The organism is Rhizobium sp. Root1212, assembly GCF_001424985.1.
Taxonomy (GTDB): domain Bacteria; phylum Pseudomonadota; class Alphaproteobacteria; order Rhizobiales; family Rhizobiaceae; genus Pararhizobium.
Genome location: NZ_LMDA01000028.1, coordinates 39,806 through 54,847, shown reverse-complemented (window position 1 = coordinate 54,847; position 15,042 = coordinate 39,806). Strand labels below are relative to the sequence as shown.

The window sequence follows — 15,042 nt, the reverse complement described above, 5'->3', positions numbered from 1 at the left end:
CGAAAGCCCGCGAATCATCTATCGGGAATCATGCACAGATTTGTTGGCGGCGTCACCTTCGGGACCATCCCCGAAACTAGCGAGGCTATTTGCCGTCGACGGTGCGCAGGCCGAACCACTTGTCCTTGACGGCCTCATAGTGCTCCTCGGCGCGGTATTCGGCGACATGCAGGCCCTGGCTCTTGACCGTGAGCCGACCCATGGCGGCCAGGAGGCCATAGCTGGCGATGACGGCATTGCGCTGGGCGGTCACGAGGCTTTCCTGCGCCACAAGCACACTTTGCTGCGCATCGAGCACGTCGAGCGTCGTGCGCTGGCCGACCTTGAGTTCATCGATCACGCCCGAAAGCGCGCGGCGGGATGCAGAAATCTGCTCCCGGCTCGCGGTGATGGTCGCAAGCGCGGCCTCCAGCTGGGCATAGGCGGTCACGATGGTCTGCTGTACCTCGGCGCGGGCGGAATCGACCAGAATCTGCTGTTGGCCAAGCCGTTCCTTCGCCTGGCGTATCTGGCCGTATTCGGCACCGCCCTGATAGATCGGCACCTGCAAGCGCGCAACAACGGACCCTGTGCTGCTTTCAAGCCCGAACGAACTCGGGTTATCCCCGGTGTTGCGAGACACGGACCCCTGCACCACCACACCCGGCAACATGCTGCCTTCCGCGGATTTGACCCGATAGCCCGCCGCATTCACACTATATTGTGCGGCGGCGATCGAGGGGTGATCCCGCAAGCCCGCGGCCACGGATTGATCGAGGTTCCTCAAGGCGCCCTTGCTGGCCGGCTTTGCCTGCTTAATTCCCTCCGGCGTATCGCCAACAATCTGGACGTAGGTCGCTTCGCTTTGCTTCAGCTGCGACACCGCCGTCACCAGCAAGGCCTTGGCCTGAGCCAGTTCGGCCTCGGCCTGGCTGACATCAGTGCGCGTGCCTTCGCCCAGATCCGTGCGCGACGTCGCCGCCCTCACCTGTTCCTTGAGGAAGGCGAGGTTCTGCTTGCGGATGGAAACGATCTCCTGATCGCGGGCGATATTGGCATAGGACTGGGCCGCCGCCAGCAGGATGGAAATCTCGTTTGCCTTCAGGGTCTCGCGGCTGGAAAACACGGTCGCCTCTGCGGCGCGAACATTGTTCAGCGTCTGAAAACCGTCGAAAATCTGCTGCGTGATGGTGATGCTGGCCGTGCCTGTATGATAGTCGGTGGGCGGAGCCAACTGACGGTCGAAGCGCGTCTGAACACCGGTCATCGACGCTTCCACCTGCGGACGATAGCCGGATTTGGCGATCGGAACGCCCTCGTCGGTCGCCCTCAGTGCCGCGCGGGCAGCGTTCAGGTCGGGGTTGTTCACATAGGCCTTTTCCATGGCGCCCGTGATCGTTTCGGCACTCGCCGGTATCGACAAAAGAGCGAGTGCTGCGCTGAACGCGGCGGCTTCGACCGTGCGACGAATGTTCGGCACTCTTTGCTACTCCGGTATGGTCTCCCTGCCCCCTGCAGGCCTCCCATGCTCTTTGGACCGGGATTGCGGGCGCCACAACGGGAGACAGAGGCGGCACCTGCGCCATCCCTGCAGAACCGGGAGTTGCGTTGCGCTTTCGCAACAAAAAGGGCGCCCGTGGCGCCCTTTGGAATGATCGATTCCGAATGCGGCTCAGAAAACGAATTCGCGCGCCAGACGGAAACCCGGAAGCGGCTTGACGGCGGTGTTGAAACCGAGGCGCTCGGAGGTGTTGCCGCTTTCGTGGAAATAGAGGCGCGCCTGCGAGGCATTGCCGACGCCGACGACGGCCACGAGACGACCGCCATTCTTGAGCTGAGCGAAAAGGCTGTCCGGTATAGTCTCGACGGCGCCATTGATGAAGATCAGGTCGTAAGGGGCGCCCGCGGGGTGGCCCTTTTCCAGTTCGCCGGTAACGACGGTTACGTTCGAGCAACCCTGCGCGGCAAGATTTGCCGATGCCTGCGCGGCAAGCGCGGCATCGCTTTCAAGGGCGATGACCGATGCGGCGAGTTGCGACAGCAGCGCCGAGGCATAGCCGCTGCCGCAGCCGATTTCGAGCACGCTGTCCTCGGAGGTCACGGCGGCAAGCTGCAGCAGCTTGGCCAGCGGTGACGGTTCCATCAGGTAGCGGCCGGTCGCCGCGCCGTCTTCCGTTTCCAGCGCGACATCGGTGTCGATATAGGCGAGGTCCTTGCGGCGGGCCGGCACGAACGCCTCGCGCGGCACGGACAGGAATGCCGAAAGCACGGTGTGCGACGTGACGTCGGTCGTGCGGATCTGGTTGTCGACCATCTTTGTGCGTGCTGCTTGGAAATCCATCTTGCCCTCGTGATCCGGATGTCGTCCGGCCTCAGCGTTCTGTTGCCGCTCCGCGCGCCCGTCGCCGGGCGTGCTTATCCGCTACGCTCATAAATCCGCGGGGGAACGGTTTCAAGCTATGGAATGCAGTTCCCGCAAAAAAGCAAGCATACGCTGCCGGAATGGCAGCGCAATCAGCCGGCGGGTGCCGCTTCGAGGCCGACGAGGGAAATCCTGGTGTAACCGGCGCGCTGGATCATGTTCATCACATTCATCAGGTCGCCGTAGTCCACGGCCTTGTCGGCCCGGAGCAAGACGCGGGTTTCCTTGTTGCCCTCGGTAATTTGCCGGAGGCTGGCGACGAACCCGTCCCGCGTGGTCTCGTCATTGCCGAGCGCCAGCGTCAGGTCGGCCTTCAGGGTCACGAAGATCGGCTTGTCGTCGCGCTTGACCGGCTGGGCCGCCGATTGCGGCAAATCCACCTTCATGTCCACGGTCGCAAGCGGGGCCGCGACCATGAAGATGATGAGCAGCACCAGCATGACGTCGATGAACGGCGTCACGTTGATTTCGCTGTTTTCCTCGAGGTCGCCCCCGCCGCTTTCGCCCAATCTGCTTCCCATGGCGTTATCCTATCCGGGCGATGGTGGCTTCGGCGGCATGGCCGTCCGGCCTGCGCGACAGCTTGCCGGCATGGCGGAAATCAAGCTCGCGGCTGACGAGACGCTCCACGGCGGCCGACGCATCTGCCAGCATCATGCGATAGCCGGAAATCGAGCGGGAGAAGTAATTGTAGATCACCACGGCCGGGATCGCGGCGACAAGACCGACGGCCGTCGCCAGCAGCGCCTCGGCGATGCCCGGCGCCACGATGGCGAGGTTTGTCGTCTGCGCCTGGCTGATGCCGATGAACGAATTCATGATGCCCCAGACCGTGCCGAACAGGCCGACGAAGGGCGAGATCGAGCCAACGGTGGCGAGAATGCCGGTGCCGCCGGCAATGCGCTTGCCGGCCCCTGCCTCGATGCGGCCGAGCTGGGAAGCGACACGCTCCTTGACGCCCTGCTGCGGCACGATATCGAGGACCGGTTCGGACTTGCCGAGTTCCTCGATCGCCGCGGCCACCATATGGCCGGCCGGGCCGCCCTTGATTTCCTTGCGGTCGCCGAGATCGCGCAGCACGCCGGCGGCGCTCAGAGCCCGGATGGCGCGCTTGATGCGGGCCTTCGCCGCACCGACTTCCATCGTCTTGACCAGCAGGATCGCCCAGGTCATCACCGAGGCCAGCGCCAGAGCGCCCATCACGCCCTTGACGACGATATCGGCAGCGAGGAACATGCCGAGCGGCGAAAGATCGTGGGGTAGAACCGGGTTCGGGCCTGCTTCGGCTGAGCTTCCCGCCACAGTCAGTTCCGCCGCCGGCTCTGTGCCGACAGGAGCCTGGGTCTCGGTCGACGGCTGATTTCCGGTCGTGGCCGGCTGCGCCATTGCGGGCGCTGCCTGCCCGGTGGTTGCCGCGGGCTGCTCAATGGCAGTCGCGGCCGGTGTCGGCGCGCTCTCCTGAGCATGAAGCGTCTGGCCCATGAAGACGACCGGCAAGATCATTGCCAGCATCGCCCCTCTCGACATCACCCGGTTCGGCATGATCGATCCTATCCGTATCCCTTTCCTTCGCCCAGAGGCGCAGGAACTCTTCATGAAATTCATGCGGTGGCTGTCGGGCAAAGCTGCAGGACAGCACCAATCGCGGCTACATACGACGAGTGAAACACGAAGACAAGAATTTGTGGAGTAATTTTCTCAAGAATATTAAGGACGGCGTCTCACGGGTCCGCGAAGCGGCGGCTACGCCAATCGTAAAGCCGGTGCCTTTGCCAGGCATGGCCAAGCTCCTCCGGCGCAATGGCGGGGCGCATGATATCGAGCGGAACCACGCCGCCGGGCGACGATTGAAGCTCGAGCGCCCCGGTGCGTCTCAGCGTCGCCGCCGTCACCAGCCTTGCGCCGGAGCGACAGGCTTCGAGGCGCAGCATGGCGGCGACCACGATGAGATCGGCGACATCGCAGGCCGGGCCGGCAAGCCGGGCATCCTCCACCGCCGCAATCTTCAACCCGCCTTTCGCCGTCACGCCGCACCATTGCCGCGCCACGCAGGAAAACCGGCCGGGGCCGCCCGCCGCATCAGCGTCGAAAGCGCGGCCCGCGCCCGCTCCTCGTCAAGGGAGCCTGTCTTGGCCGCGTCCGCTTTCCTGTCCGGCAGCGGCAATGCGAGATCCCGGCGCATCAACGGCGGCGTGACTTGCGACAGTTGCAGGGCTCTTTCCCATTGCGAGAAGATGAATTCGGGCGGACGCAAGCGATTGACGGCCGCCGTGCCGCCATCGATCAGCGCAACCAGCCGCCCGTCTTCGGAAATCACGGCCTCGGGACCGGCCGGCGGCAAAAGCACAATGACGGTCACACCCGCCAGCGCCATCACGGCACCAACCGTCGCCAACCAACTGCGAAGGAGGCAGAACAGAATTCCGCCGAGCGCCACGAGCAGGAAGCCGGCCGGCGCGATGCGCCCGGTGGTGATTTCGCCGCCCCAATGCGACACCATGTCGGCAATCGCGATCATCCACTCCAGCCCCAGTCCCACGACCTGCAGCGGCAGGTATTCGAGCCCGAAGGGCATGGCGAGCATGGCAATCAATGCAAAGGGCATGACGAGCACGGAGATGATCGGCATGGCCAACATATTGCCGACCAGCCCATAAGCCGCGATCCGGTGGAAATGACCGACCGAATAGATCATCGTCGAAAGCCCGCCGATCAGGGAACTGAGCAGCAGGCCGCCGACGAAAAGCCCCGTCGCCCTCAAAATCATAAGCCCGGCCGGCGCGGCGACGGCTTGCGACTGCGGCCGCCCGCGCCAATGGCCATAGCCCGCGACCAGCGCCAGCGTCGCCGCATAGGACATCTGGAACCCCGGCCCGGTGACGGCCGAGGGCGTGACGGCCAGGATGAGGATGGCCGACAGCGCGACATTGCGCAGGCTGATCGCCTGCCGGTCGAAGAACACCGCCACCAGCATCAGCAGAATCATGATCCAGGATCGCACCGCCGAAACCGCGCCGCCGCAGATCAGCACATAGAAGCAGACCATCAGCACCGCGCCCGCCGCCGCGATCTTCTTGATCGCCACGCGATGGGCAAGGCCGGGAACAACGCTGAGCGCGAGCCGCACCCCGACAAGCAGCGTGCCCGCCGCCAGTACCATGTTGAGGCCGGAAATCGCTAGGACATGGGCAAGGCCGGCCTGTCGCAGCGCCTCGACGGTCTCGCGGCCGATCGCCCTCTCCTCGCCGGTGACCAATGCTGCGGCAATCGCGGCGACATCGCCGTTCAAGGCGGAGCGGATGCGTTCGCCAATCGCTGCCCGCAATCGCGCGAGATTTTCGGAGGCAGACTGAAACCATGGGGCAGGCTCAAGACCCCGACCCGTCGCCGCCGGCTTGCCCAGGAAATAGCCGACTGCGCCGATGCCGTTAAAATAGCTGTCGAAGGCGAAATCGTTCAGGCCGGCCAAAGCAGGCCCGGAAGGCGGTGATAGTCGCGCCCTGCCCGTCAGCCCCTCGCCGATGGCGATCGGCAGGTCGCGCTGGCGCGACAGCAGCGTCACCCGCTCCGGCGGTCGTTTCAGCTCCGGGTCGGTCGTGGCGGTAACAGTGACGGTGTAACGCCAATAGCCCTTGTCGGTTACCTCCCGCCCCTCAACCGTGCCGGAAAGCATCGTCGTCACCGGCGTATCGATGAGCACGGTGCCGAGCCTTGCTGTCTGTCCTTGGGCCAGCATCATGCCCGCGACGAACAGGAAAACATGGAGAAAGACGAGCCGCCACGCTGTCGCGGAATGGCGCATCCACCACGCCGCTATGCCAAAAATGCACAGCAGCACTGCAAGTTTGAGGGACTGCGGCGGATTTGTGGCCGAAAACCACGCCAGGGACCCGAGCCCGAGCGACACCGGAACGAACAGAAACCCATGCCCATAGGCCCGCTCGTGATCGACCGCGCGGGCAATGGCGAGCCGCAGCGAGGCCGGCAGTAAAGATATATCGAAGACCAGCGCGCGGAACCGCCGTGCCCATCCGCGGGCTCGGCTCTCTTCGCCATCGGAGAATCCGGGGGTTGGCGCCCCCTCCGCCAGAGTGATCGCGCCCGGCCGAAAGGCGCGCGCCTCGAAGACGGTTTTCGTCCCCGGTCCCTGCTCCATGCCTCGCGTCCCCGTCGCCAATCCCCGCGACGGAGTGTGCAACCAAAAACCGGATTTCGCAACCAGAAGGCAAGTCGCCTAAAAAACAGGCAATCGCGAGAGCGTGAACGAACATCGCTCGCTACTTCGCGGTTTGACCATTGGACAGGTGGAAAAAACATGCAACTATTGCGCCGCCGCATGCCTATTTTTGCAGCGCACCAATTTGGCTTTGGTCCAACTTGGCAGTCGTGTTTAAATCGGATAGCACATGGTCGGCGTTAATATATGCGGCATATTTATGTGCCAGTTTGCGGCAAACGGAGGATACCCTATGACGGAACACAGCGCAGTTGTGACAATCGATAACAAATCGGTCGAGTTGCCGGTGCGAGCGGGGTCCATCGGTCCGGAAGTGGTCGATATCGGCTCGCTTTACAAGCAAACCGGCCGTTTCACCTACGATCCCGGCTTCACCTCGACCGCATCCTGCGAGTCCAAGATCACCTATATCGATGGCGACGAAGGCGTGCTGCTGCACCGCGGCTACCCGATCGAGCAGCTGGCCGAGCACGGCGATTTCCTCGAAGTCTGCTACCTCCTGCTGTACGGCGAACTGCCGACCAAGGCCCAGAAGCTCGATTTCGACCACCGTGTCACCCATCACACGATGGTTCACGAGCAGATGTCGCGCTTCTTCACCGGCTTCCGCCGTGACGCGCACCCTATGGCCGTCATGTGCGGCTGCGTCGGCGCTCTTTCTGCCTTCTACCACGACTCGACCGACATCACCGATCCGCATCAGCGCATGGTCGCTTCGCTGCGCATGATCGCCAAGATGCCGACGCTCGCCGCCATGGCCTACAAGTACCATATCGGCCAGCCCTTCGTTTACCCGAAGAACGACCTCGACTACGCTTCGAACTTCCTGCGCATGTGCTTTGCCGTGCCGTGCGAGGATTATGTGGTCAACCCGGTTCTGGCCCGCGCCATGGACCGTATCTTCATCCTGCATGCAGACCACGAGCAGAACGCCTCGACCTCGACCGTTCGTCTGGCCGGCTCCTCGGGCGCCAACCCGTTCGCCTGCATCGCGGCCGGCATCGCCTGCCTCTGGGGCCCGGCACACGGCGGCGCCAACGAAGCAGCGCTCAACATGCTCGCTGAAATCGGCACGGTCGACCGCATTCCGGAATTCGTCGCCCGCGCAAAGGACAAGAACGATCCTTTCCGCCTGATGGGCTTTGGCCACCGCGTCTACAAGAACTACGATCCGCGCGCCAAGATCATGCAGAAGACGACGCATGAGGTTCTGGCGGAACTCGGCCACAAGGACGATCCGCTGCTGGAAGTGGCGATGGAGCTGGAGCGCATCGCGCTCACCGACAGCTACTTCATCGAAAAGAAGCTCTATCCGAACATCGACTTCTATTCGGGCATCACCCTGAAGGCGCTGGGCTTCCCCACCACCATGTTCACCGTTCTCTTCGCGCTCGCCCGCACCGTCGGCTGGATCGCCCAGTGGAACGAAATGATCGAAGACCCGGAACAGCGCATCGGCCGTCCGCGCCAGCTCTACATCGGCGAACCGTCGCGCGACTACGTGCCGGTTTCCAAGCGCTGAGCGCAACGGCGTTGAAACAGAAAAGCCCGGTCAGGAATGGCCGGGCTTTTTCTTTTCCGCGATGGTGGAAAGCAGAATAGCTGCGGAGCTTTCGCCCGGAGGACGCTTGGTCTGCATACGCTGCCAGACTGTCTCATAACCGTCCATCATCGCCCGGCGCTCGGGCGTCGGCGCCACCAGCCGTTCGACCCAGCGCGCCAAGGCGCCGGAACGGATGGCTTCGTTCAGATATTCCGGCACGATGACGTAATCGGCAATCAGGTTCGGCAGCGCGGCCGTCCAGATGCGGATGCGCTTGTGCATGAGGCGGATGATCCAGTCGGCATGATAGGCCGAAACGACCGGGATGCCGCAAAGACCGAGTTCGAGAATAACCGTTCCAGACGCTGCAAGGGCCGCATCGGCCTGCGAAAATGCTTTCCACTTTTCCGCAGGCCCGACGCTGATCTCGGGCTTGATCGGCATCTCCGCCACCAGCCGGCGCACCAGGGCTTCCTGACGCGGGACGGTGGGCAGCAGGAAGCGCATATCCGGGTTTCGCTGGCGCAGAACCTCCATGGTCCCGGCGAAATCGGGCAGCAACCGGGTGATTTCGCTGGCGCGCGATCCCGGCAGCAACAGGCAGGTCGCGGATTTGCGCCCCTGCTCCCGCTTGGCAAGCTGTACGGCACGGACAGCAAGCACGTCCCTGTCGCTTGCCAGCCGGTGACCGACATAGGTGGTCGGCGGGCCTTCGAGCCGCTTCATCACTTCGGGCTCGAACGGCAGAACCGCAAGCACGTGATCGACATAGGCGCGCATCGCGGGCGCGCGCTTTTCCTTCCAGGCCCAGACGCTCGGGCAGACATAATTGACGATCGGCAGGCCGGGCAGAGCCTTGCGAACTCGCCGGGCGACGCGGTGGGTGAAATCGGGGCTGTCGATGATCAGCAGCGCATCCGGTTTCGCCGCGATGATCGCGTTCGCTGTCTGGCCGATGCGCCGGATGAGCAGCGGCAGCCGCGCCAGAACCTGAGCGATGCCCATGATCGAAAGCTCGGAATAATCGAAGAGTGACTGCAGCCCCTCCGCCTCCAGCCCTTCGCCGCCGACACCGACGAGTTCGACCGGGCCGTCCACCATCGGCTTCAGCGCCCGCACGAGGTCCGCCCCCAGAAGATCGCCGGAAACTTCGCCAGCAATCACGGCAAGCTTCAGCCCCGTCATCACACGTCTCCCGGATGGGTTCGGTCTATGCCGATCACGAAAATGCCGTGAGCTGCGGCGGCGGCCAGCATCGTCTCGCGCTCCAGGACCAGAGCACGGCCCGCCTCCACGGCAATGCCGGACAGTCCCGCTTCAAGAGCGCCGAAGACGGTCGATGGACCGACGGACGGCAGATCGGCACGCTGTTCCTGCTGCGGCTTGCACAGTTTGACCAGCACGCCCTTGCGCCGGCTGGAGATGCGGCCATCGGCGCGCAGCTGCGCGACACGCCGCATCATGGCATCCGTGCCCTCCGGTCCCTCGAGCGCCACGACGCGTCCGCCGACGGCGACGGCACCCTGCCCGACATCCAGCCGCCCGAGCGCAACCGCAGCCTCGACCGCAACCTCGATGTCGCGGCGGTCCTCGCCGTTCGGCTGAAGAGCACCAAGCGGCCCGACCTCGGCCAGCAGTTCCGGCACGATCTCTTGAACGCCTATGACGCGCGCGCCGCTAGCCTCGATGAGGTCGATCGCCATCTTCAGCACTGCATCGTCGCCGCCGGAAAGCAGGGTTTTCAGCACGCTTGGCACCTTCGCCAGCGTTTTGAATGTCGGCTTGATATCCCGCCATTCAGGGCGGCGGCGAACGCCGCCTGAAAGCACGACCCGATCGATCCCCTCGGCGCGGAACGTCGCGGTGATCTCCCTGAAATTGCCGATGCCAAGGGCACGATGGTCGAAGCCGGTCCAATCCTGATCGGCCTCGTTCGAGAGTGCGATGATGAACGGATCTTCGCCATGCAGGCGGGCGGCATCCGCCACATGATGCGGCAGCATGCCACCGCCGGCGATGATGGCCAGCCTTCCCGTCGTCTGAGGCCGGCCTTCGAAGGTCATGGCGCTCAGCCTTTTTTACCCCGGCTCGGCGAAGACAAGGCGCGATCGCTATCGGAGGCGATGAAATCGAGGATTTCGATCACCGGCGGGCAATCGGCATATTCCTCCCGGATCGCCGCCGCATTGGCGCGGATCGCGTTCGCGCCTTCGAAAATCTGCTTGTAAGCGCGGCGAACTGTATGAACCGTCGCCTTGTCGAACCCGGCGCGTGTCATGCCGACGATGTTGAGGCCGTTCAAGACGCCCGGATTGCCGTTCAGCATGCCATAGGGAATGACGTCGTAGGCCACGCCCGAGAGGCCGCCGACAAAGGCCTGACGGCCGATCCGGGTAAACTGGTGTACGGCCGAGCCGCCACCGAGAATGGCGCGGTCCTCTACCGTCACATGGCCGGCCAGCATGACGTTGTTGGATAGAATGATGTTGTTGCCGAGGCGGCAATCATGCGCCACGTGAGCGTAAGCCAGGAACAGGTTGTTGTTGCCGACGACGGTCGCGCCGCCATGCTCGACCGTGCCCGTGTTCATGGTCACGCCTTCGCGGATCGTGCAGTTCTCGCCGATCGACAACGTCGTATCGACGGCGCTGTGGTGCACGCTCTGCGAATCGCCGCCGATGACCGCGGACGGGAAAATCTTCGTGCCCTTGCCAACCGTCGTGCGGCCCAGCACCGTGACGTGGGAAATAAGCTCGACATTGTCGCCGAGAACGACTTTCGGCCCGATGTAACAAAACGGGCCGATCTTGACGTTGTCGCCGATCACTGCACCGTCGTCGATGACCGATGACGGGTGGATCTTTGCGCTGGCTGCGATCATGGTTCAGTCTACTTCCTTGCTGACAATCATCGCGCCGATATCAGCTTCCGCAGCAAGGTGCCCGTCAACTTTTGCTTCACAATGAAATTTCCAGATATTGCCGCGCTGCTTCTGCTTGACGACGTGGAATTCCACCCGGTCGCCCGGCACGACCGGCTTACGGAAGCGGGCGTTATCGATGGTCATGAAGTAGACGAGGTTGCTTCCGCCGCCGGTCTTGCGCGCACAGATCGCGCCGGCCGTCTGCGCCATGCCCTCGATCAGCAGAACACCCGGCATGATCGGTTCTTCGGGGAAGTGGCCGGTGAAATGCGGCTCGTTTGCCGTGACGTTCTTGATGCCAATCGCCGAATTGTCGCCGTCGATATCGATGATTCGATCGACCAGCAGGAAAGGATAGCGGTGCGGCAACAGCTTCAGGATTTCCTTAATATCGGCTACGCCGAGTACGGTGCTTGCTGCTTCACTCATCTTTGCCTCCGGTCGTCTTCTGTCTCTTGTGGCTGCGTGCCTGTATTTCGGCAATGTCACGCAAGAAATCGCGCATCGGCCGGGCGGGAATGCCGCCGTATTTTTCCCCTGCCGGGATATCGGAAGCGACACCGCTCATCGCTGCGATCTGAACGCCGCTGCCGATGGTGATATGGCCATTTATCGCACTCGCACCACCGATCAGGACGCCGTCGCCGATCTTGGTGCTGCCGGCGATGCCGACCTGGCTGGCGATGCCGCAATGGCGACCGATGCGGACGTTGTGGCCGATCTGTATCTGGTTATCGAGCTTGGTGCCCTCGCCGACGACTGTGTCATCCATGGCGCCGCGGTCGATCGTCGTTCCCGCGCCGATCTCGACATTGTCCTGGATGATGACCCGGCCGATCTGAACGATCTTGATCATGCCGCGCGGTCCAGGCGCAAAACCGAAGCCGTCCTGGCCGATACGGGCGCCTGGATGGATGATGACATTGTTGCCGACGAGCGCGCAGAGAATGCTGGCACCGGCCGAAATGGTGCAATCGCGCCCGATCCGCACGCCGGCGCCGATCACCGAGCCTGCCCCGATGCGGGTTCCCTCACCGATTTCAGCACCGGCGCCGATGACCGCGAACGGCTCGACCTCGACGCCCGGCTCCAGCCGCGCCGTCGGATCGACGGCGGCCCGGTCGGAAACCGAGGCCTCGCTCAAAACCAGCGCGGGACGAAGGGCGGCAGGATGAAGAAGATTGCCGGCAACCGCAAAGGCAGTGTGCGGCTGCTGAGTCAGCAGGATCGGAATAGATGACGGAATAAGCGGCGCAAGGGCCTTATCGCAAATGATCGCGGTTGCCTGACACGTCTCAAGCTCTTCGCGATGTCTTCGCGACAGCATGTAGCAGACATCGCCCTCCTTGGCCCGATATACAGGCGAAACGGACCGCACAAGGCGGTCCGCTGCATCTTTGTTTTCCAGGCTAGCCCCGACAGCATCCGACAGATCGCTCAGGCGAATGCCACCGTGTGGTGGAAAAAACCAGTTATGTTCCATGGCCGAAACTCCAGAACAGATTTGGCAGGCAGTTCTGGACTGCGGGGATCAGAACGACGACGAAATGCCGAACTTAATGTTCTGAACGCGGTCGTAGTCTTCCTTGGCAACCGGGATCGCGTAGTCGACACGCAGCGGACCGAACGGCGATGCCCAGAGCAGGCCGACACCAACCGACGCACGCAGCGACGCACCAGTATCGCTGATATCGTCATCAGGGCGCGTCTTCACATCGTTACCGTAAAGCGTGCCGGCATCGACGAACACCGCACCACGGAAGCCCGAGTCACGCGGAATGCCCGGCAGAGGGAACGTCGCTTCGGCGGAAGCCGTGAAGTAGGTCGTGCCACCGATTGCCTGATCGTACTTGAGGCTTCGCGGACCGATACCGTTACGCTCGAAACCACGGATTTCGTTCGTGCCGATCTGGAACTGGTCGAAGACTTCGAGATCACCCGAGGTCTTGAAGACATGGCCTGCCGTACCAGCGAGGGACCCGATGATATCGGCGTCGTCGTTGAGCGTGTAGAACCACTTACCCTTGGCCGTCAGCTTGTAGTAGTCCGACGTGCCGCCGAGGCCAGCGAACTCCTGCGTGACCGAGGCGAGAATACCTTCGTGGGCCAACTGCGGATCGTCAAGCGTATTGTACGTCAGGCTCTGCGAGATCGAAGACCGGGTCCACTTGCTGCCACGAACGGCATCGACAAACGGCGAGGCAAGATCGTCGCCGTACTGATCCGTACCACTGTAATCCAGCTGCGTGTAGTTGTAGCGGAACGTTGTGGACAGCGATTCCGTGATCGGCGCGGTTATACGCAGGCTGAAACCCTGGTCGCTGTAGTCATAGTTGTCGTCGTTGAAGTCGTTTTCGTTCTTGAAGATATCGAAACCCGCTGCAAGGCGGTAACCGAGGAAATACGGCTCGGTGAACGAGAAGTTATAGGTCTTCGTATCCTGGCCACGACCCGCGGCAAGACGGATATACTGGCCACGGCCAAGGAAGTTCTTTTCCTCGATCGAGGCTTCGAGCAACAGGCCGCCGCCGCTACCGGCCGCATAACCCGCGCCGATACCGAACGAACCGGTTGACTGATCCTGAACATCGACGACGACGACGACGCGGTCTGCAGCCGAACCCTGCTGGGTCGAGATATTGACCGTGGAGAAGTAACCGAGAGCTTCAAGGCGGCGCTTGGCCGAGGCGATCATTTCCTGATTGAACGCGTCGCCTTCGCTCATGTCGAATTCGCGGCGGATGACGTAATCGCGTGTGCGGGTATTGCCGCGGATTTCGATGCGCTCGACATAGGCGCGCTCGCCCTGATCGACGAGATAGTCGACGGCGATGGTGCGGCTGCCGAAGTCGCGGTTACCGCGCGGAGTCACGCGGGCAAAGGGATACCCCTGAGCCGCGACGCGCTTGGAGATCGCGGACATGGTGTTCTGGACGTCCCTGGCCCGATAGAGCGAACCCTCGGAGCTTTCGACCAGCCCCTTCAACTCGTTTGCATCGACGCCATCGACGGTCGATTCGACGTTGACGGCGCCGAAATCGTAGCGCTCGCCTTCCTCGACGGTGATCGTGACGGTGTATTCGTTGCTTGCCTCATCCAGAACGGCATCCGAAGACACCACGCGGAAGTCGGCGTAGCCACGGTTGAAATAGAACTGGCGCAGCAACTCTTCGTCAGCTCGGAGCTTGTCTTCGTTATAGACGTCCTTGCGGGTCAGGAACGAGAACCAGCCGGATTCCTTCGTGGCAATGACCGACTGAAGACGGCCGTCGCTATAGGCATTGTTGCCGACAAAATTGATGTTGCGAATCTTGGTCTTCTTGCCTTCGTCGATGACGAACGCAAGATTGACGCGACCCTCGGCGATCGGAACGACCTGCGTCGTCACCGTGATGTCGCTACGACCGGTCGCCGCATAGGCGTCCTTGATCGACTGGATATCACCCTCCACCGTCGCTTCACTGTAGGGACCAAGAGAACGCGAGCGCACGATGGCCTGCAGCTTGTCATCCTTGATCTTGCGGTTGCCGTTGAAGACGACCTGGTTGAGCAGCTGGTTTTCCTTGACGGAAACGACGAGCGTACCACCGGCGACATTGATGCTGACATCAGAGAAATAGCCGGTCTGGTACAGGCGCTTTACGGAAGAATCGATATCGGCATTGCTGAAGCTTTTGCCGGGAACGATCGTGATGTTGGCGCGCACGGTTTCGGCGCTGACACGGGTTGCACCACGAACTTCGACACGGCTGATCGTTGCGGCTTCTGCGACAGATGCGCTTGCAAGGGTCAGGACACCCGAGCCCGTTGCCACCATGCTGGTCGACAGGGCAACGGCCGACACCGCGTTCAAAAACTTTGAACCAGCTTTCATAAACTTTACCTTCTTCCAAATGTCCCGCAGCGAACTCGCACCGACTCCGGTCACGGTTGCCGTT

General features: G+C 62.6%; 13 protein-coding genes. 1 reads left to right on the top strand and 12 read right to left on the bottom strand.

The window, feature by feature from the left end:
- Positions 1-85 precede the first annotated feature (85 nt).
- The 6 genes from ASC86_RS24280 to ASC86_RS24260 form a co-directional block, all read right to left on the bottom strand.
- Positions 86-1,402, bottom strand: coding sequence for a TolC family outer membrane protein (locus ASC86_RS24280; RefSeq protein WP_348270780.1), 1,317 nt, complete (start codon positions 1,400-1,402; stop codon positions 86-88).
- A gap of 249 nt (positions 1,403-1,651) precedes the next feature.
- Positions 1,652-2,320 (bottom strand): protein-L-isoaspartate O-methyltransferase, encoded by a 669-nt coding sequence (locus ASC86_RS24275; protein WP_056327322.1) that lies wholly within the window; start codon positions 2,318-2,320, stop codon positions 1,652-1,654.
- A gap of 173 nt (positions 2,321-2,493) precedes the next feature.
- Positions 2,494-2,922, bottom strand: a complete 429-nt coding sequence (gene exbD, locus ASC86_RS24270) for a TonB system transport protein ExbD (RefSeq protein WP_056327321.1) — start codon at positions 2,920-2,922, stop codon at positions 2,494-2,496.
- A gap of 4 nt (positions 2,923-2,926) precedes the next feature.
- Entirely contained in the window at positions 2,927-3,943 is a 1,017-nt protein-coding gene (gene exbB, locus ASC86_RS24265) for a tonB-system energizer ExbB (RefSeq protein WP_056327318.1), read from the bottom strand.
- Positions 3,944-4,122: 179 nt separating this feature from the next.
- Entirely contained in the window at positions 4,123-4,428 is a 306-nt protein-coding gene (locus ASC86_RS25440; protein WP_156387185.1) for a hypothetical protein, read from the bottom strand.
- Positions 4,425-6,557: a ComEC/Rec2 family competence protein gene (locus ASC86_RS24260; protein WP_082510447.1), complete on the bottom strand. Its 2,133-nt coding sequence runs from the start codon at positions 6,555-6,557 to the stop codon at positions 4,425-4,427. The genes ASC86_RS25440 and ASC86_RS24260 overlap by 4 nt, the downstream gene beginning before the upstream one ends.
- Positions 6,558-6,870: 313 nt before the next feature.
- Here ASC86_RS24260 and gltA point away from each other — a divergent pair, with 313 nt between their 5' ends.
- Positions 6,871-8,160 (top strand): citrate synthase, encoded by a 1,290-nt coding sequence (gene gltA / locus ASC86_RS24255; RefSeq protein ID WP_056327316.1) that lies wholly within the window; start codon positions 6,871-6,873, stop codon positions 8,158-8,160.
- 30 nt (positions 8,161-8,190) lie between these two features.
- Here gltA and lpxB read toward each other — a convergent pair whose 3' ends face one another.
- From lpxB to bamA, 6 genes are read right to left on the bottom strand one after another with little or no spacing between them, the layout of a single operon-like run.
- Complete coding sequence (gene lpxB, locus ASC86_RS24250) at positions 8,191-9,366, bottom strand: lipid-A-disaccharide synthase (RefSeq protein ID WP_056327314.1); 1,176 nt, start codon at positions 9,364-9,366, stop codon at positions 8,191-8,193.
- Positions 9,366-10,244 carry an LpxI family protein gene (locus tag ASC86_RS24245; RefSeq protein WP_056327312.1) on the bottom strand — a complete coding sequence of 293 codons (879 nt, stop codon included), beginning with the start codon at positions 10,242-10,244 and terminating at the stop codon, positions 9,366-9,368. The genes lpxB and ASC86_RS24245 overlap by 1 nt, the downstream gene beginning before the upstream one ends.
- Positions 10,245-10,249: 5 nt before the next feature.
- Complete coding sequence (lpxA, locus tag ASC86_RS24240; RefSeq protein WP_056327310.1) at positions 10,250-11,062, bottom strand: acyl-ACP--UDP-N-acetylglucosamine O-acyltransferase; 813 nt, start codon at positions 11,060-11,062, stop codon at positions 10,250-10,252.
- A gap of 3 nt (positions 11,063-11,065) precedes the next feature.
- Positions 11,066-11,533 carry a 3-hydroxyacyl-ACP dehydratase FabZ gene (gene fabZ, locus ASC86_RS24235; RefSeq protein WP_056327309.1) on the bottom strand — a complete coding sequence of 156 codons (468 nt, stop codon included), beginning with the start codon at positions 11,531-11,533 and terminating at the stop codon, positions 11,066-11,068.
- The gene (lpxD, locus tag ASC86_RS24230) at positions 11,526-12,587 is read right to left on the bottom strand and encodes a UDP-3-O-(3-hydroxymyristoyl)glucosamine N-acyltransferase (protein WP_056327307.1); all 1,062 of its coding nucleotides are present in this window, start codon (positions 12,585-12,587) and stop codon (positions 11,526-11,528) included. The genes fabZ and lpxD overlap by 8 nt, the downstream gene beginning before the upstream one ends.
- Before the next feature lie 48 nt (positions 12,588-12,635).
- Entirely contained in the window at positions 12,636-14,978 is a 2,343-nt protein-coding gene (bamA, locus tag ASC86_RS24225; RefSeq protein ID WP_056327304.1) for an outer membrane protein assembly factor BamA, read from the bottom strand.
- Positions 14,979-15,042 lie beyond the last annotated feature (64 nt).